Annotated in this window: 11 protein-coding genes and 1 pseudogene; 5 read left to right on the plus strand and 7 right to left on the minus strand. The window is 65.4% G+C overall.

Features of this window, described 5'->3' with window-relative positions; translation table 11 throughout:
- The first annotated feature begins 172 nt into the window (after positions 1 to 172).
- Entirely contained in the window at positions 173 to 955 is a 783-nt protein-coding gene (gene hisN, locus AC1DIO_RS00950; RefSeq protein ID WP_069879102.1) for a histidinol-phosphatase, read from the plus strand.
- On the opposite strand, the gene AC1DIO_RS00955 is transcribed toward hisN, so the two are convergent.
- On the minus strand, positions 860 to 1,915 hold the full coding sequence (locus AC1DIO_RS00955) for an alpha/beta hydrolase (protein WP_476853019.1): 1,056 nt from the start codon (positions 1,913 to 1,915) through the stop codon (positions 860 to 862). The genes hisN and AC1DIO_RS00955 overlap by 96 nt on opposite strands.
- 193 nt (positions 1,916 to 2,108) lie before the next feature.
- Here AC1DIO_RS00955 and AC1DIO_RS00960 point away from each other — a divergent pair, with 193 nt between their 5' ends.
- Complete coding sequence (locus tag AC1DIO_RS00960; protein WP_441487913.1) at positions 2,109 to 2,576, plus strand: Hsp20 family protein; 468 nt, start codon at positions 2,109 to 2,111, stop codon at positions 2,574 to 2,576.
- An 84-nt stretch (positions 2,577 to 2,660) separates the two neighbouring features.
- Here AC1DIO_RS00960 and AC1DIO_RS00965 read toward each other — a convergent pair whose 3' ends face one another.
- Positions 2,661 to 3,611 carry a hypothetical protein gene (locus AC1DIO_RS00965; protein ID WP_476853020.1) on the minus strand — a complete coding sequence of 317 codons (951 nt, stop codon included), beginning with the start codon at positions 3,609 to 3,611 and terminating at the stop codon, positions 2,661 to 2,663.
- An 86-nt stretch (positions 3,612 to 3,697) separates the two neighbouring features.
- The gene (locus tag AC1DIO_RS00970) at positions 3,698 to 4,762 is read right to left on the minus strand and encodes a threonine aldolase family protein (RefSeq protein WP_441487911.1); all 1,065 of its coding nucleotides are present in this window, start codon (positions 4,760 to 4,762) and stop codon (positions 3,698 to 3,700) included.
- 661 nt (positions 4,763 to 5,423) lie between these two features.
- Here AC1DIO_RS00970 and gltB point away from each other — a divergent pair.
- A pseudogene (gltB, locus tag AC1DIO_RS00975) lies at positions 5,424 to 10,097 on the plus strand (glutamate synthase large subunit).
- Between the two features lie 23 nt (positions 10,098 to 10,120).
- The gene (locus AC1DIO_RS00980; RefSeq protein ID WP_476853021.1) at positions 10,121 to 11,542 is read left to right on the plus strand and encodes a glutamate synthase subunit beta; all 1,422 of its coding nucleotides are present in this window, start codon (positions 10,121 to 10,123) and stop codon (positions 11,540 to 11,542) included.
- A 146-nt stretch (positions 11,543 to 11,688) separates the two neighbouring features.
- On the opposite strand, the gene AC1DIO_RS00985 is transcribed toward AC1DIO_RS00980, so the two are convergent.
- From AC1DIO_RS00985 to galE, 3 genes are all read right to left on the minus strand, one after another.
- On the minus strand, positions 11,689 to 12,921 hold the full coding sequence (locus AC1DIO_RS00985; protein WP_441504336.1) for an SGNH/GDSL hydrolase family protein: 1,233 nt from the start codon (positions 12,919 to 12,921) through the stop codon (positions 11,689 to 11,691).
- 65 nt (positions 12,922 to 12,986) lie between these two features.
- Positions 12,987 to 14,228: a lytic murein transglycosylase gene (locus AC1DIO_RS00990; RefSeq protein WP_441504335.1), complete on the minus strand. Its 1,242-nt coding sequence runs from the start codon at positions 14,226 to 14,228 to the stop codon at positions 12,987 to 12,989.
- Positions 14,229 to 14,316: 88 nt separating this feature from the next.
- Positions 14,317 to 15,306: a UDP-glucose 4-epimerase GalE gene (gene galE, locus AC1DIO_RS00995; protein ID WP_441487908.1), complete on the minus strand. Its 990-nt coding sequence runs from the start codon at positions 15,304 to 15,306 to the stop codon at positions 14,317 to 14,319.
- 219 nt (positions 15,307 to 15,525) lie between these two features.
- Here galE and galU point away from each other — a divergent pair, with 219 nt between their 5' ends.
- On the plus strand, positions 15,526 to 16,404 hold the full coding sequence (gene galU, locus AC1DIO_RS01000; RefSeq protein WP_441504334.1) for a UTP--glucose-1-phosphate uridylyltransferase GalU: 879 nt from the start codon (positions 15,526 to 15,528) through the stop codon (positions 16,402 to 16,404).
- A 98-nt stretch (positions 16,405 to 16,502) separates the two neighbouring features.
- Here the strand turns inward: galU and AC1DIO_RS01005 are convergent, their stop codons facing one another.
- Positions 16,503 to 18,047 carry an outer membrane beta-barrel protein gene (locus AC1DIO_RS01005; RefSeq protein ID WP_476853022.1) on the minus strand — a complete coding sequence of 515 codons (1,545 nt, stop codon included), beginning with the start codon at positions 18,045 to 18,047 and terminating at the stop codon, positions 16,503 to 16,505.
- Positions 18,048 to 18,221: the final 174 nt, after the last annotated feature.

An 18,221-nucleotide genomic window follows, 5' to 3' on the forward strand; every position in this document is an offset into this window, starting at 1 on the left:
GCAAGCGCCTTTGTCGAAGATCTTATGAGCCATGCGCCGCACGCAATCCAAAACTGCTGATTTTCCGTCAGATTCCTTGTTTTCCGACGACGAGCGCCGCTAGAAGAACCGAGCGAGCAGGCTGGATCCTGCATTTTTGCTGCGCAGCATCGCGCAGCTCCGGAGAGCAAAGATGAGTGCGGTTGATTTCGGCGCCTTCGTCGCGGAACTCGCGACCCAATCCGGCCAGGCGATCCTGCCCTTCTTCCGCGCCAAGCATGCGACCGAGGACAAGTCCTGCGGCGGCGTGTTCGATCCCGTGACCGAGGCCGACCGCGCCGGCGAGAACGTGATGCGCCACCTGATCAAGCGCAATTTCCCCGAGCATGGCGTGCTCGGAGAGGAGTTCGGCACGGAGAACGGTGAGGCCGAATATGTCTGGGTGCTCGACCCGATCGACGGCACCCGTGCCTTCATCTCCGGCATCCCGGTCTGGGGCACGCTGATCGGCCTGACCCGCGAGGGCGTTCCGGTTTACGGCATGATGCACCAACCCTTCACCGGCGAGCGCTATTCCGGCGACGGCCGACAGGCACGCTATGAGGGTCCGGGCGGGCCACGGGTGCTGCGCACGCGCCAGAACGGCGAGCTGGCCACCGCGACGGTAATGACCACCAGCCCAAAACTGTTTCAAGGTGCCGAGCAGGAAGCCTATCTGCGCGTGGAAAGCGCGGTGCGCCTCGCCCGTTACGGCTGCGATTGCTATGCCTATTGCATGCTGGCCTCGGGCCATGTCGATCTCGTCATCGAGAGCGGGCTGAAACCCTATGACATCGTCGCGCTGATCCCGATCGTCGAAGGCGCCGGCGGAATCGTCACCTCATGGGATGGCGGCAGTGCCGCCAAGGGCGGACGCATCATCGCCGCCGCCAACAGGACCCTGCATCAGGCCGCCCTCGCCCTGCTCGCCGGCTGACCCGGGCCCGGCGATCGCTTCGCCGGGAATGAATGCATCGAAGGCCGCCCAGAACTGCGCGCGGACGGCATCCGTTTCCATCAGGATCTCGTGGCGCGCAGTCGGCAATATCAATGCCGAACCGGTCTTCAGCCGCGCCGCGAAGCGCTCGATTGCAGGCGTCGAGACCACCGGGTCGCGCCCGGCTGCGATCACCAGCGTCGGCACCCTGACCTCTAGGGGCGCCGAGGGAGCCGCCAGCCGGTTCATCAACCGGAACGCGGTCCTGACCCAGCCGACAGTCGGATCGCCGATGCTGAGATGGCGCGCCGCCGCTGAAAGCGCGGCGTTCCGGGCATAGCGGACGGGGTCGTTCGTCAGCCGATTGCCTTGGAATGGCTTGGTCGCGATCGCCGTGTCACCGCCGCCAGGCACGAAGGCGCTGCCGAGGCCGAGCCAGTACAGCACGCTTGCGAGATAGCTCGCCGCCCGTGGCCGCTCGACCATGGAGAGGCCGAGCATGGGCGCGAGCGCGACCAGTCGCGAGACCGGCAATGCGTTGCGCCGGGCGGCGTCGAGGCACAGCGCCGCCCCCATCGAATGCGCCAGAACGAAATAGGGAGGCGGCAGCCGGGCCTGCATTTCCGCCATGGCAAGTGCGAGGTCGGTCTCGTAATGCCGCAGACGGCCGACATGCCCCTTGCGTTCACGCGAGACGAAGCGTTGCGAACCGCCCTGGCCGCGCCAGTCGAAGGCGAGAACGTGGAAACCGCGGCGGCGCAGCTCGGCGATCGTCTCGCTGTAGCGTTCGATGAACTCCGCGCGCCCCTGGATGATCACGACAGTACCGCGCACCCGCTTTACTGTCGGGTGCCAGCTCGCGAAGCGGAGCCTGGCCCCGTCGCGCGCCAGGGCAAGCCAGACCTTGCCATGCCCGGGAACCGGGTAGTCKGGGAGGGAAAAAAGCTCGGCCTCGGCCATCAGGCGCTCCGAATCGCGGCGACAGTCCCGGGCGGATGCCCTCGGTTATGCCCGCTCGAGGCAGCTCTTGAAAAGCTGAAATCGCTCCCCAATTCCTGGTCACGCAGGCCGATACCGGCTGCGTGAACCTGAATGGGGCCTGTGCTCAAGACGAGGCAGGCTCGACCAAACGTCGCTTCTTCTGGAGGACATCATGCGTCACTTCGATCTTTCCCCGCTCTATCGCTCGACCGTTGGCTTCGATCGTCTGTTCAACCTGCTCGACCAGGCTACCAGCGCTGAAACCGCGCCGACCTATCCGCCCTACAATATCGAGCGCACTGCCGAGAACGCCTACCGCATCTCCATCGCGGTCGCCGGCTTCTCCGACAGCGACCTTGCCATCGAAAGCAAGGAAAACACCCTGACCGTACGCGGTGAGAAGCAGGTTTCCGAAAGCGCCGAGAAGCGCGAAGTCCTGCATCAGGGCATCGCCGCACGCGCCTTCGAACGCCGCTTCCAGCTCGCCGACTATGTCCAGGTGACCGGCGCGAGCCTCGAGAACGGCCTGCTCCATATCGACCTCGTCCGCGAGATTCCCGAGGCCAAGAAGCCGCGCCAGATCGCCATCGGCGGCAAACCCGCCAAGGTGCTCGAGGCCAAGGTTTCGAAGGCCGCGTAACACGCCCAGCCCAGGGCTGGCAGACAGAGGGCGCCCCCGGTTTCCGGGGGCGCCCTTTTCACGCCTGGAATTGGCGATCGTCTCTCAGTCGAGAGGCGCGACCGGAACGGCAGGCGTCGCCGGGCGCGGTGTGGAGGGCGCCGGATCCTCGATCTGGACCGGTGGCAGCTCGACCGGCGAAGCCTTGATCTCCGGCGATTCAGCCTTCGCAAGCGGCGGCTTGTGCTMGGGAGTCTCCGTTCCGCGAACATCGTCGGGGTTCACCAGCTTCGGCTTCTCCTCGCCGGATGGGGTGGTCGGGCCCGGCGTCGGCGCGACGGGTGTTGCCGGCGTGGACGGAGCCTCGGTTGCTGGCGCACGAGCCTGGGCAGGAGCCTGCTCGACAGGTTTTGCCTGTTCGGCTGGCGGTGTCGGCGCCGCCGGAGACGGGGGCATGACCGTTGCAGGCGCGCTCGCCTCGGCGGGAGGAGCTGGCGCCTTCTCCGGTTCAGGAGCCGGCATCGGTGCGGCCGGGGACGCCGGAACGACTTGGGCAGGCGCGTTCGCCTCAGCCGGAGCCTTGAGCGAATCGGGGCGCTCCGGCGGGAGCGGCAGCAACCGCGGTTGAGCCGGGGCATGCTCACGCGGATCGACGCGCGCGACATCCGGGGCGGGTCCCCTCATTCGTTCAGGAGTCTGCAGGTTCACCCGCCGGACGAGATCGCCGCTGAAACGATCGAAGATCAGCCGTACGCGCCGGCCATTCGCCATGCGCCCATCGACCACAAAATCGGACTCGGTGCGCGTGGTGCGGTCGACCTGGGCGAGTCTGTGCTCGCGGATGGCGATCTCGGCGATGCTCCGTGAAGACAACGGCGCAGGCGGCGGCGCATAGCGATAGCCGTAACCATAGCCATAAGCGCGACGCGGCACATATTCGTAGCCATAGTCGTAATAATACTGCGCGGCGGCTCCACCGGCCGAGCCCGCCAGCGCGCCGGCAACAGCCAGGCCGATCAGCGCGGCGCGCGAGCGCGCGGTCGAAACAGAAGCCATATCTCCATCCTTGTTAACGGACCGAACGGGGGCTTCAGTCTTCCTTAGGGATTACGGCACCCATGCGGCGTCAATCAGGGGATATTTCAGCGAGACGGCGCGTTCAGCAGCGAGATCAGCTGTTCGACATCCTCGGAGCGCGTCGCAAAGGACATCACGAACCGACCGACAATATCGCCCGATGCAAGCGCTGCATCGTCGGGAAGCGCGGTGTCGGACCAGGCGTGATAGCCGACCCCGGCCGCCTTCAGGCGCTCCTGCGTTGCAGCATCGAGGACGAGAAACGCCGTATTGGCCTCGCAGGGCCAGGCCAACCGCACCGAGCCGCCTCTCGCAACCGCCTCGGACAGCCGGGACGCCATCGCGTTGGCGTGGCGCGCCAGCGCCAGCCAATGGCCGCCGGCCAGGAGGCCCTCGAATTGTGCGCCGATCAGCCGGCCCTTGGAAAGAGTATGACCGGCCCGCTTGCGCCGCCATTTCATTTCAGCAGCCAAGGCCTGATCGAAGAAGACCACGGCCTCGGCTGCCCAGGCGCCATTCTTGGTGCCGCCAAAGGACAGGACGTCGACGCCCGCCTTCCAGGTGATCTCGGCTGGAGAGCAGCCCAGCGTGACCAGCGCATTGGCAAAGCGGGCGCCATCCATATGCAGCTTCAGGGCGCGTGGCTCGGCCGCCTGCTTCAGGGCCCGCACCTCATCGGGACGATAGACCAACCCGCATTCGGTTGCCTGCGTGATCGAGACCGCCTGCGGCTGCACCTGATGCAGCGCGCCCTCGCGCATCCGCGCCAAGACCTTGGTCACGGACTCAGGCGTGATCTTGTTGCCGGTACCGGGCAGGCCGATGAGCTTGGCGCCGTCGCCGAAGAATTCCGGCGCGCCGCACTCGTCATCGGCGACGTGGCTTTCCTGATGGGTCAGGACCGCGCCCCAGGGGCGCGTCAGGCAGGCCAGCGCCAGCGCGTTCGCAGCCGTGCCGCTGGTCACCAGGAAAACCGAGACCTCATGCTCGAACAGCTCGGCAAAGAGCCGTTCGACGCGCTGGGTCCAGATATCGGTGCCATAGGCGGCCGCTGCGCCGTCATTGGCGGCCGCGATCGCGGCCATCACCGGGGCGCTCGCACCCGCCGTATTGTCGCTGATGAAGTTCATGAACGAGCGTTAGCGAGGCGGGCGCGCCCTGCCAAGCGCAAGGCCGGAATGACGCCTTGCACGGCGCGACTGAGCCCGGACCGGCCGCCGCCGGTATAAGCCCTTCGGACAAGAAGCGTGCGACCCAACTGTGCCTTTCATCACGGAAATGTCGCCATCGAAACGCATATCGCAACAATATTTCCAATCCGCCCAAAATTCACGCTTGTGCCGACATTAGAATTCTGGCAAATTCGTCTCAATAGGACAGTGTTACTGTCCCATTTTTCACCGCGCTGACATGAGGCCGCGAGCCTGATGTCGGACGATCGCAACGGAGCGGAGCAATGACGAGGGGCCCGGCCACGACCGCCACAGCCAACCGCAAACGCGCCGCCCGTAAAACGGCGGCGTAAAGAGGCGCGACAGGGCTCTGGGAAGCCCGAGGCGCCTGCGGAGGACGCGGGCGCGGGATTAAAACAGCGCAAGCCCCCCTCTGACAGACGAACCTGGCCGGACTGGCTCCATCCTTGCTGCCTTGAAGGCTAGCAGGGGCCGGTGCGGACGGCGATGTAGACTGATGCGGGTCTCTCGGCGGAAGCGCGAGGGGTATGGCAAGCGGGGTTTGACGATGAGCGGAACCAGCAAGTCGGGTGTCTTCAGCAGCAAAGCTGTGACGACCATGACGGCCACCGAGCCGGTCCTGACGGTGCGCGATCCGGCCATGCCCGAGCGCCAGGGCCTCTACGATCCGTCCTTCGAGAAGGATTCCTGCGGCGTCGGCTTCATCGCCGACATGAAGAACCGCAAGACCCATGCGATCGTCGAGCAGGGCCTGCAGATCCTGCACAATATCGACCATCGCGGCGCTGTCGGCGCCGACCCCAAGCTCGGCGATGGTTGCGGTATCCTCACCCAGATTCCGCATCGCTTCTTCCAAGAGGAATGCGCGAAGCTCGGCATCGCCCTGCCCGAGCCCGGCCACTACGCCATCGGCCAGTTCTTCATGCCGCAGGATGCCGGCGACCGCGCCGTCTGCGAGGAGATCGTCGCACAGACGGTCGAGGAGGAAGGCCTGGTCTTCCTCGGCTGGCGCGACGTACCGGTCGATAACAGCGACCTCGGCGAAGCGGTGAAGGAAACCGAGCCGACCCATCGCCAGCTTTTCGTTGGCCGTCCGGTCGAGATCACCGACGAGGATGATTTCGAGCGCAAGGTCTATGTCCTGCGCAAGTCTGTTTAGAACAAGGTCTACAAGCGCCAGGACCGCGCCACCGCGACCTATTACCCGGTCTCGATGTCGGCCCGCACCATCGTCTACAAGGGCATGGTGCTCGTCACGCAGCTCGGCTCCTATTTCAAGGACCTGACCGATCCGCGCTTCGAGAGCGCGATTGCGCTCGTCCACCAGCGCTTCGCCACCAACACGTTCCCGTCCTGGCGCCTTGCCCACCCCTACCGGATGGTGGCGCATAATGGCGAGATCAACACGCTGCGCGGCAACGTCAACTGGATGGCTGCTCGTCAGGCCTCGGTCGATTCCGAGCTGTTTGGCGCGGATATCTCGAAGCTCTGGCCGATTTCCTACGAGGGCCAGTCCGACACCGCCTGCTTCGACAACGCCCTCGAATTCCTGGTCCAGGGCGGCTATTCGCTCGCCCATGCCATGATGATGCTCGTGCCCGAGGCCTGGGCCGGCAACCCGCTCATGGATGAAGAGCGCCGCGCCTTCTACGAATATCACGCCGCCTTGATGGAGCCCTGGGACGGCCCTGCCGCCATCGCCTTCACCGACGGCAAGCAGATCGGCGCGACGCTTGACCGCAACGGCCTGCGGCCCGCGCGCTATCTCGTCACCGATGACGGTCTCGTCGTGCTCGCTTCGGAATATGGCGTGCTGCCGATCCCGGAAGAGAAGATCGTCCAGAAGTGGCGTCTCCAGCCCGGCAAGATGCTGCTCATCGATCTCGATCAAGGCCGCATCATCGGCGATGACGAGATCAAGACCTCGCTCTGCCTCGCCAATCCCTACAAGGACTGGCTGAAGCGGACCCAGATCGTGCTGGAGGAGCTGCCGCCGGTCGAGGCGCGCGCCTCGCGCACCGATGTCGCCCTGCTCGATCGTCAGCAGGCCTTCGGGTACACCCAGGAAGACACCAAGATCCTGATGGCGCCCATGGCCGTGACCGGCCAGGAGGCCGTCGGCTCGATGGGCACCGACACGCCGATCTCGGCGCTCTCCTCGAAGTCGAAGCTGCTCTACACCTATTTCAAGCAGAACTTCGCACAGGTCACGAACCCGCCGATCGACCCGATCCGCGAAGAGCTGGTGATGAGCCTGCTCTCCTTCATCGGGCCGCGGCCGAACATCCTCGACCTGGAGGGCACCTCGCGCCGCAAGCGCCTTGAAGTGCGCCAGCCGATCCTGACCAATGACGATCTCGAGAAGATCCGTTGCATCGGTCACTACGAGGACCGCTTCGACACCAAGACGATCGACATCACCTATCCCGCGCGCGAAGGCGCAGCCGGCATGGAAGGCGCTATCGCACGGCTCTGCGAACGGGCCGAGGCGGCCGTGCATGGCGGCTACAACATCATCATCCTCTCCGACCGGCAGGTGGGGCCGGACCGCATTCCGATCCCGGCTCTGCTGGCGACGGCCGCTGTCCATCACCACCTGATCCGCAAGGGCCTGCGCACCTCGGTCGGTCTCGTTGTGGAATCCGGCGAGCCGCGCGAAATTCATCACTTCGCCTGTCTTGCCGGCTTCGGCGCCGAGGCGATCAACCCCTATCTCGCCTTCGAAACGCTCGAGGCGCTCTACGAGGCCGGCGAGTTCCCGCCGGAGGTCGACCGCTACGAGGTCGTCAAGCGCTTCATCAAGTCTGTCGGCAAGGGCCTGCTCAAGGTCATGTCCAAGATGGGCATCTCGACCTATCAGTCCTATTGCGGCGCGCAGATCTTCGACGCGATCGGCCTGAAGACCGAGACGATCAACAAGTACTTTGCCGGCACCGTGTCCTCGATCGAGGGCGTCGGCCTGCCGGAGCTCGCGGAAGAAACCGTGCGCCGGCATCGCGATGCTTTCGGCGACTCGCCGGTCTATCGCGATGCGCTCGATATCGGCGGCGAATACGCCTTCCGTATCCGCGGCGAGGACCATGCCTGGACGCCGGAGAACATCTCGCTGCTCCAGCATGCCGTCCGCGGCAATGCGCAGGACAAGTACAAGGCCTATGCCGAGCTGGTGAACGACCAGAGCCAGCGTTTCTCGACGATCCGTGGGCTGTTTCAGATCAAGGATGCCGACGCGCTCGGCACCAAGCCGATCCCGCTCGATCAGGTCGAGTCGGCGGCCTCGATCGTGCGCCGTTTCTCGACCGGCGCCATGTCCTTCGGTTCGATCAGCCATGAGGCGCATTCGACGCTCGCCATCGCCATGAACACGATCGGCGGCAAGTCGAACACCGGCGAAGGCGGCGAGGAGCCAGAGCGCTTCGTCAAGCTGCCCGACGGCCGCTCGATGCGCTCGGCGATCAAGCAGGTCGCCTCCGGCCGCTTCGGCGTCACGGTCGAATACCTCGCCAATTCCGACATGATGCAGATCAAGATCTCGCAGGGCGCCAAGCCCKGCGAGGGCGGCCAGCTGCCCGGCCACAAGGTCGACGCGCGCATCGCCAAGGTCCGGCATTCGACCCCGGGCGTCGGCCTGATCTCGCCGCCGCCGCATCACGACATCTACTCGATCGAGGATCTGGCCCAGCTGATCTTCGACCTGAAGAACGTCAACCCGGCGGCCGATGTCTCGGTCAAGCTCGTCTCGGAGCTCGGCGTCGGCACGGTTGCGGCCGGCGTCGCCAAGGCACGCGCCGACCACATCACCATATCGGGCTATGAGGGCGGCACCGGCGCATCGCCGCTGACCTCGATCAAGCATGCCGGATCACCCTGGGAGATCGGCCTCGCCGAGACCCATCAGGTCCTGGTGCTGAACAAGCTGCGCGGGCGTATCGCGCTGCAAGTCGATGGCGGCCTTCGCACCGGCCGCGACATCGTCATCGGTGCCCTGCTCGGCGCCGACGAGTTCGGCTTTGCCACCGCTCCGCTGATTGCGGCCGGCTGCATCATGATGCGCAAGTGCCACCTCAACACCTGCCCGGTCGGCGTCGCGACCCAGGATCCGGTGCTGCGCAAGCGCTTCAAGGGCGCGCCCGAGCACGTCATCAACTTCTTCTTCTTCCTCGCCGAGGACGTGCGCGAGATCATGGCGAGCCTCGGCGTCGCCAGGTTTGACGATCTCGTCGGCCGCTCCGACTGGCTCGACAAGAAGCAGGCGATCGACCACTGGAAGGCAAAGGGACTCGACTTCACCCGGATTTTCCACAAGCCGGAGGTGAAGGGCGAAGTCGCCATCCGCCATGTCGAGCGCCAGAAGCACCCGATCGACACCGTGCTCGACCGGACGCTGCTCGCCGAGGCTGCATCCGCCCTCGACAAGGGCGAGGCTGTGGTCATCACGAGCCCGATCCGCAACGTCGACCGCTCGACCGGTGCGATGCTCTCGGGCGAAGTCGCCAAGCGCTACGGCTATGCCGGCCTGCCGGCGGACACGATCACGGTGAAGCTCACCGGCACGGCCGGCCAGAGCTTTGGCGCCTGGGTCGCCAATGGCGTCACACTCGATCTCACGGGCCAGGCCAATGACTATGTCGGCAAGGGTCTCTCAGGCGGCAAGCTGATCATCCGGCCGTCGCCGGATGCGCAAACCATCGCCGAGAATTCGATCATCGTCGGCAACACCGTGCTCTACGGCGCAATCTCGGGCGAATGCTACTTCCGCGGCGTCGCCGGCGAGCGCTTCGCCGTGCGCAATTCCGGCGCGATCGCCGTGGTCGAGGGCACCGGCGATCATGGCTGCGAATACATGACCGGCGGCGTCGTCGTCGTGCTCGGCCAGACCGGCCGCAACTTCGCGGCCGGCATGTCCGGCGGTGTCGCCTATGTGCTCGACGAGGACAAGAGCTTCGCCAAGCGCTGCAACCTCTCCATGGTCGATCTCGAGCCGGTCACCGAGGAGGAGGAGCTGATGCAGCGCATCCACCACCATGGCGGCGACCTCGAGTTCAAGGGCCGGATCGACGTGATGGCCAACATGTCCGGATACKACGCCGAGCGCCTGCACCAGCTCGTCGCCGATCATCACCGCTACACGGGCTCGCAGCGGGCCAAGGACATTCTCGAGAACTGGACGGAATACCTGCCCAAATTCGTCAAGGTCATGCCGGTCGAATACCGGCGTGCCCTCCTCGAAATCGAGCGGGCGCAAGCCGGCATGTCGGTCGCGGCCGAGTAACCCAATCAGGCGGATGTGAGACGATGGGCAAGGTAACCGGCTTCCTCGAGATCGACCGTCGCGACCGGAAGTACCTTCCGGCTTCGGACCGGATCAGGAACTACAAGGAATTCGTCATTCCGCTCGGCGCGGAGGCAACCCGCGACCAGGCGGCGCGCTGCATGAATTGCGGCATCCCGTATTGTCACAACGGCTGTCCGGTCAACAACCAGATCCCGGACTGGAACGACCTCGTCTACAACGACAAGTGGCGCGAGGCGCTGGACAACCTGCACTCGACCAACAACTTCCCGGAGTTCACCGGCCGCGTCTGCCCTGCCCCCTGCGAGGCGTCCTGCACGCTGAATCTCGAGGACACGCCGGTCACCATCAAATCGATCGAATGTGCGATCGTCGACAAGGGCTGGCAGGAGGGCTGGATCATCCCCCAACTGCCGCGTGCCAAGACCGGCAGGAAGATCGCCATCATCGGCTCCGGTCCGGCGGGCCTCGCTGCGGCCCAGCAGCTCGCCCGTGTCGGCCACGAGGTGCATCTCTATGAGCGCCAGGCGCGCGCCGGCGGCCTGCTGCGCTACGGCATTCCGGACTTCAAGATGGAGAAGTCCCATGTCGAGCGCCGTGTCCGCCAGATGGAGGCCGAAGGCGTCGTCTTCCACTACAATGCCAATGTCGGCGTCGATATCGACCCGGCCGAGTTGCTGGCGCGCTATGACGCCGTCGGCCTGACCGGTGGCGCCGAGAAGCCGCGTGATCTGCCGATCGAGGGTCGCGAGCTCGCTGGCATCCAGTTCGCCATGGATTTTCTGCCGCAGCAGAACCGTCGCGTCGGCGGCGAGGCAGCCAACGGCAATGGTGCCGAGATCCTGGCGACGGGCAAGCATGTCGTGGTCATCGGCGGCGGCGATACCGGGTCTGACTGCATCGGCACCTMGGTGCGCCAGGGTGCGCTCTCGGTGACGCAGATCGAGATCATGCCGCAGCCGCCGGAGAAGGAAAACAAGGCGCTGACCTGGCCGAACTGGCCGCTCAAGCTCCGAACCTCCTCCAGTCACGAGGAGGGGGCCGAGCGCGACTTCGCTATCACCACGCTGAAGTTCACCGGCGAGAATGGCCAGGTCCGCCGGCTGAACTGCGCCCGCGTCTACAATGCGCTGAAGCCGATCCCGGGCACCGAGTTCGACCTCAGGGCCGATCTCGTCCTGCTCGCCATGGGCTTCGTCTCGCCGGTCCGTGAAGGCTTGATCGAGAAGCTCGGCGTCACGCTCGACAAGCGCGGCAATGTCGAGGCGAACACGCTCGCCTACAAGACTTCGGTCGAGAAGGCGTTTGTCGCCGGCGACATGCGCCGCGGCCAGTCGCTGGTCGTCTGGGCGATCCGCGAAGGTCGCCAGATGGCCCATTCCATCGACAAGCACCTGATGGGCGAGACCATCCTGCCGCGATAGGGAGATCCCTTCTCCCGCTCGGGGAGGACATGTCGCAGCCGGCGGCGCATGAGGGGAGCAGGTGGCCCGAGTTGCCCCTTGCCCGTCTCGGCGCTGCGGGGCTCCCCTTCTCCCGAAGGGAAGCGGGATATTCGTGTCGGTTCCGGTCAGTTCCGGCGCGGCCAGCGGTAATCGTCGATGCGACCCGGCTTCGGTTCGCTCGCGACCCCCTCGCCGAACACACGGTCGAGTTGGGTGGCGAGGTCGCCCCGTCCTCTCGCCTCCTGGATCGAGGCGAGCAGCGCCCGGTCCCCATTGGACGACACCCCTGTTAGCGGCATGATCGGACCTGCGAGCGGCTTTGCCTGCAGCAAGGGGCCAAGGCCGCCGAGGTCGGGCAATCCCTGGACCATACGGTCGATCAGGCGTTCGATGCCGCCGGCCTGCAGTTCCGGATTGCTTGGAGCCCCGGTCTCGGGCGCGACCGGAAGCGCGATCACGCCTTGTTCCGGACGCCCCTCGATCAGACGGCGGATCACCACATCGATGAAGTGAGCGGCCTTGCGTGCCCCCGCCTTGGTGAAATGAATGCCATCGGCGGTGCGCAATCGCGTCGTCTGCCCGGATACATCGGGCCCCATCGCCCTATAGCGGTTCTCGGCATCGACATAACCGCCCCAGAGATCGATGTACTGGCCGCCGGCCCGCTCGACACGCTGCCGATAGACGTCGTTGAGAATGACATAGTCGGCGGTAAGGCGTGAATTCTGGACGGGCGGGAGACCGACCCAGAGCAAGGGAATGCGTTTCGCCGCAAAAGCCCCGGCGATGCCGTCGACCCGATCCCGATAGAGTTCCAGCCAACGCTCGCTCAGCGGCTCATGAAGGGTCTCGCCTTCACGGATCGCTTGCCGATCATTGAGCCCGAGCAGCATCACGGCGACGGTGATCTTCTGGTCGCTCGCCAGCAGATCGGTGACCGCCTTGGGCCAATCGTAGAAATCGGCGCGGACAAGACCGGATTCGAGTTTCGTCTTGCGCATCACCGCGACGTCGGGACGATCATTCAAGGCCTCGACGAGCCCGCCGACCACGAGATCGCCAAGCGAATCCCCCAGCACGACGATATGGTGGCTGACATCGACCTTGGGGATGACCGGATCGTCGCGTACGACCACCGGCGACGTCCTGCGTGCCTGGGCTGGCGCCACGCGCTGGCGCTGTGGCGCGGGCTGGGGCTGCGGCTGAAGTCGGCTGAAGGGAAAAACGAACCCGCGGCCACGCTGCAGCGTGGGATCACGCGTCAGCATCGTGTCGTTCTCGGCAAAGGAGGACGGCCCGCCGGTCAGCAGCAGGAGCAGGGCAGCCCCCAGAACCATCAGAAGTGAACGCAAACGCATGGCGCTCTCGGTCCTACGCCGGCCGACGGAGTTCGCCGGCATCATACCGCGGTCGGAGGCTGGAGTCAGCGCGCCCCACGCATGCGCGCGAGAAGCGCCGGCGTCGGGTAGCCATCGGCGATCTGGCCAGCGCTCAGCTGGTATTGGCGCACCGCCTCGCGTGTGCCGGTGCCGATGCGCCCGTCGGCATCATGATCATAGAAGCCAAGCACCTTCAGCCGCCGCTGCAGATCCTTGGTTCCTGCCATGTCCAGCCGCGGCGCCGAGACCGGCCATTCAGCCTGGATTGCCGGACGCCCTGCGATCCGGTCGCCGAGATGGCCGACCGCAAGCGCATAGGCGTCAGAGGAGTTGTATTTCTTGATGACGTCGAAATTCGCGGTCAGCAGCATGACGGGGCCGCGATAGCCGGCAGGAAAGAACAGCCGCGCCTCACCCGAGGATGGCAGCGCCCGCCCATCGGCCCGCCGCACCCCTGCCGCGTTGAAGGCAGAGAAACTTGCCTTGTTGATGCGGTGATCGAAATTCTCCGGGAGCCTCACTTCCATGCCCCAAGGCAGGCCCGGCACCCAGCCGTAGCCCTTGAGGTAGTTGGCGGTCGAGGCCAGTGCGTCGCTGGTCGAAGCCCAGATATCGGCATGCCCGTCTCCGGTGAAGTCGACGGCGTATTTCATGTAGCTCGACGGCATGAACTGGGTGTGCCCCATCGCTCCCGCCCAGGAGCCGCGCAGCTCGCTGCGCTCGACATAGCCCTTTTCGATCAGCTCGAGCGCCGTCAGCAGTTCATCGCGGAAGAAGTCGCCGCGATAGCGGATATGGGCGAGCGTCGCGAGCGAGCGGATCGTGTCCTTGTCGCCCTTGAACGAACCGTAATTGGTTTCCATGCCCCAGACGCCGAGCACGACCTCCTTGGGCACGCCATAGCGGGCTTCGACCTGGGCGAGCGTATTTGCATTGTCGGCGGCAGCGTCACGCCCGCGTGCGACGCGCGTGCCACCGACAGCGTTGTTGAGATAGGTCCAGATCGGCGCCGAAAACTCCGATTGCTTCTTCGTCAGCGCGACGATCGAGGCATCCGGCGTCACCCCGCGAAAGGCCAGATCGAAGGTCTTGCGCGAGATGCCGCGCGCCTGCGCCTGCGGCCAGAGCCGCTGCAGGAAGGCATCGAAGGACGCCTGGCCCTGCCCGGCGGTCGCAGCATTCGTGCTGTGCGAGCGCGCCGAGGCGTTKATCGAGCCTGTCGTCTGAGCCAGCGCCGGGACGAGGCTGGCTGTGGCCACGGCGAGGACGAGGGACAGGCGGCGCATGGGCAAAAACCTTGCTAGGACAGGCTGGGCGTAAACGACTTCAGCAACAGCGCCCGAACAAGATTAACCATGGGTTAACGTAGCGCAATCACCGCGCGTTTCGGGTCCGCAGAACCTCTTCCCAGGCCAGGGCTTGCGTCACGATCTGCGTCAGATCGTCATGTTCGGGCTGCCACCCGAGTTCGGCGCGGATGCGGTCGGCCTTGGCAACCAGGGACGCCGGATCGCCGGCCCGGCGCGGCGAGAGCTTGACCGGGAAATCCGTCCCCGACACCTGCTTCACCACCTCGACCACCTCCTTCACCGAATAGCCACGACCATAGCCGCAGTTCAGTGTCAGGCTGGCGCCATCATCGCGCAAATGATCGAGCGCCGCCAGATGCGCCCGCGCCAGATCGGTGACGTGGATATAGTCGCGCACGCAGGTGCCATCCGGCGTCGGATAGTCCGTGCCGAAGATCTCGAGCCCGGCGCGCTGGCCGAGCGCCGCCTGGCTCGCGACCTTGATCAGATGGGTGGCGTTCGCCGCGGACTGCCCGGAACGGCCGCGCGGATCGGCCCCGGCCACGTTGAAATAGCGCAGTGCCACATAGGTCAGGCCGTGGGCACGCGCGACATCGCCGAGCATCCACTCGCTCATCAGCTTCGAGCGGCCATAGGGGTTGATCGGCGCAAGTCCGATCTCCTCGGGCACGGGGCTGACGGCCGGCTCACCATAGACTGCTGCCGTCGAGGAGAAGATCACGTGCTTGACGCCACCGCGCACCGCGCTCTCGAGCAGGGCGCGCGTCTTCACGGTGTTATTGAGATAGTAACCAAGCGGATCGGAAACCGAATCGGGCACCACGATCTTGGCTGCGAAATGCGCAATCTCGGTGATGCCATGCTCGGCGATGACGCGCTCGACCAGAGCCTGATCGCCCATATCGCCTTGTACGAATGTCGCTTCCGGGGGCACGGCCCACCAGAAGCCGGTCGAGAGATCGTCGAGCACGACGACCTTTTCGCCGCGATCGAGCAGCTCCAGCACCATATGGCTGCCGATATAGCCGGCGCCGCCCGAGACCAGAATCGTCATGTATCGTCTCCGATTGTCATCGCTCTGGCATAGGCCTTAAGCAAAAAGGATTGACGACGCATCAAGCGACGATTGGTATCAGGAACAGGCTGGCCCGCCTTTCGCCAGAATTGCGCGACAGCCTTGGCAACAGCTGGCATTGATCGGGGCACGCCGGCTTCCTACGCTTTGCCCTTCCGACGCAGGCGCACCACGCTCGGTGCGCGAAATGGGTTTTTCATGACGAAACGCATCCGCAAGGCCGTCCTTCCCGTCGCGGGCCTTGGTACCCGCTTCCTTCCCGCCACCAAGGCGGTCCCCAAGGAAATGCTGACCATCGTCGACCGTCCGGTCGTCCAGCATGTCGTCGACGAGGCCAGGGCAGCCGGCATCGAGCATTTCGTCTTCGTCACCGGCCGCAACAAGGGCGTGATCGAAGACCATTTTGATATCGCCTATGAGCTCGATGACACATTGGCCAAGCGCGGCAAGATGAAGGAACTGGAGGCGCTCAGGGCGGATCTGCCGCCGGCGGGCGCCGCGAGCTTCCTCCGTCAGCAGGCTCCGCTTGGCCTTGGCCACGCCGTCTGGTGCGCACGCGATGTCATCGGTGACGAGCCCTTCGCCTTGCTGCTGCCGGATATGCTCCATCACAGCCTCGGCAAGGGCTGCCTCGCCGAGATGATCGACGCCTTCGAGAAGCACGGCGGCAACCACATCGGCGTGGCGCCGGTGCCGGACGACCAGACCCATCAATACGGGATCGTCGGCGTCGAGGACGTGAAGGCCAAGGTCTCGAAGATCACGAAGATGGTCGAGAAGCCGGCAAAGGGAACGGCCCCCTCGAATCTGCACATCACCGGCCGCTACATCCTGCAGCCGACGATCTTCAATCTGCTGGCGAACCAGGAAACAGGCGCCGGCGGCGAAATCCAGCTCACCGATTCGATGATCGCACTATCCCGGCAGGAGCCCTTCTACGCCGTGCGCTTCGATGGGGATATATACGACACCGGTTCGAAACTCGGCTTCCTGACCGCCAACATCGCCTATGCGCTCCAGCGCGGCGACCTTGGCCCGCAACTGCGCGCGGAAATCGAGCGGCTGCTCGAGGCGTAACCGTCGCACCGTCGTTCCCGGGCCAGGCCCGATGCGGGCCCGGGAACCCGAGGTGATGAGGGGGCCGGCGCGGCGCCGGCCATCATGCCAAGCCTGGCTTAGAACTGCAGCCGCAGGCCGACCTGCGCGACATTGGCCGTGTAATCCGAGTTCGGCGCAGTCGAGTTCAGGCGTTCGTGGGTGAAGCTCGCCCGCACGGCGAAGGTCCGCGTCAGCTTGTATTCGAGCCGGGCGCCGATCGCCGTATAATCTTCACGCAGCCCCTGCCCCTCATAGGCGGTGCGGCCGAAGGTGGTGAAGCCGGTCACAGTCAGATTGCGGCGCAAGGCATGAGCCACCTCGAGGGTGGCTCGTCGCGCCCAGGTGCCGCTGCTGCCCGCGATCGTCGTATCGCCAAGCTCGGAGGTGCCGCGCAGCGTCACCGTCGTCAAAGGGGTCGGCGTCCACAGGATCGCGGCATCGCCAACCATGCCGCGCAGGTTCCTCAGCCGGGGATCCTCATAGGCCCGGTCCTGATAGCCCACGGACACTTCGCCCGTGACTAGCCGGCTGATTTCGAAAGTGGAGCCGACACTGACGGTGTACCCGTTCGAAGAACGCTCAAATCCATTGGAATCCACCCGCTGGTCGTACTGGCGCGTGTCAATATCGCCCTGGATGAAAGGCCTGAGGCCCGGCGTCAGCTCATAGCCGGCCCGTAGCCGCAAGCCATAGTCCGTCTGGTTGCGGTCGGCCTGGCTCAGGGTAGCGCCGCTGATCAGCTTCGCGTTCTCGAAGTCCTGGCGGTCGACTGAACCCCGTAGCGTCAGCTGCAGACGGTTGATGTCATGCGTGACACCGGCCGAGCCGCCATAGAAATAGGTCAGCGGCCGGCCGACGACCGGCGCATTGAGGTCCGGCGAACCGGGACGCTGCGTATCGAGCCTGAGGCGGCTTTCCAGCAGGATGCGGGTATCGCGGGTGGCATCGAGCCGAAGATCAAGCGCCCCCTCGCCATCCGGGCGCGAGGCTTCGCCATCGCGAAAATACTCGGAATAGGCGCCGCGCAGCCTGCCCCTCAACTGATGCACGTTCCAGTCCGACTGGATGCCAAGCTCGCCCTCGTAACGAGCGAAGCCTGAGCCCTTGTTCGGGCCGGAGACGCGCTGCGGATTGCTGTCATAGCCAACGGAATTCGTCGTCGCCGGGGTCAGAATGACATTGCCAAGCCTGAGCCCCAGCGGCGCGTAGGGGTCTTCCTCCACGATCGAACGCCGCCGCAGCGGCGGCGCCGCCGCCGGGCCTGGTTGCGGCAATGTCGAAACGGCCGGTTGGGGCGCGCGGAACTGGCGCTGCGTGACGCCGCGAAGGCCGGGCGCCAGGATCGGGCGGCTGGCGCGCGGCGGCGCGCGGTTGGAAATCGTCGAAGGCTGGTTCTGGATCAAGGCAGCCGGATCGCGCACCGCCTCGGGAATCGGCGAGGTCGCGTTCTGCTGTGCCTGATCCGGCGTCGCCTGGGCCTGGGCGACATAGGCGGGTACGGTGCTGCGCAGGCTCGGGGCCCGCGCCTGCTGCGCCCATGCCGTATCGATCGCCGGCCATGCCGCCGCAAGGCCTGCTGCTGCAGCGCCTGTCAAAAGCACGGTCGTGACGCGACGGGACACGAGGAGAGCGAACTCCGGAACAAGCCAAGGCGCGCCCGGATGGCGCGCATGGTTAACGGAGTTAGAACGAAGAGGGTTAACGTGCCGTCAATGCACCCTGCTGCGAGGCTTGGCAGTCCTGCTGCGAGGCTTGACGGTGGAAGTCCCTGCCCGGACTGTGCTAGACGCCCCAGC

It is taken from the genome of Allobosea sp. 05T439, from assembly GCF_056396005.1.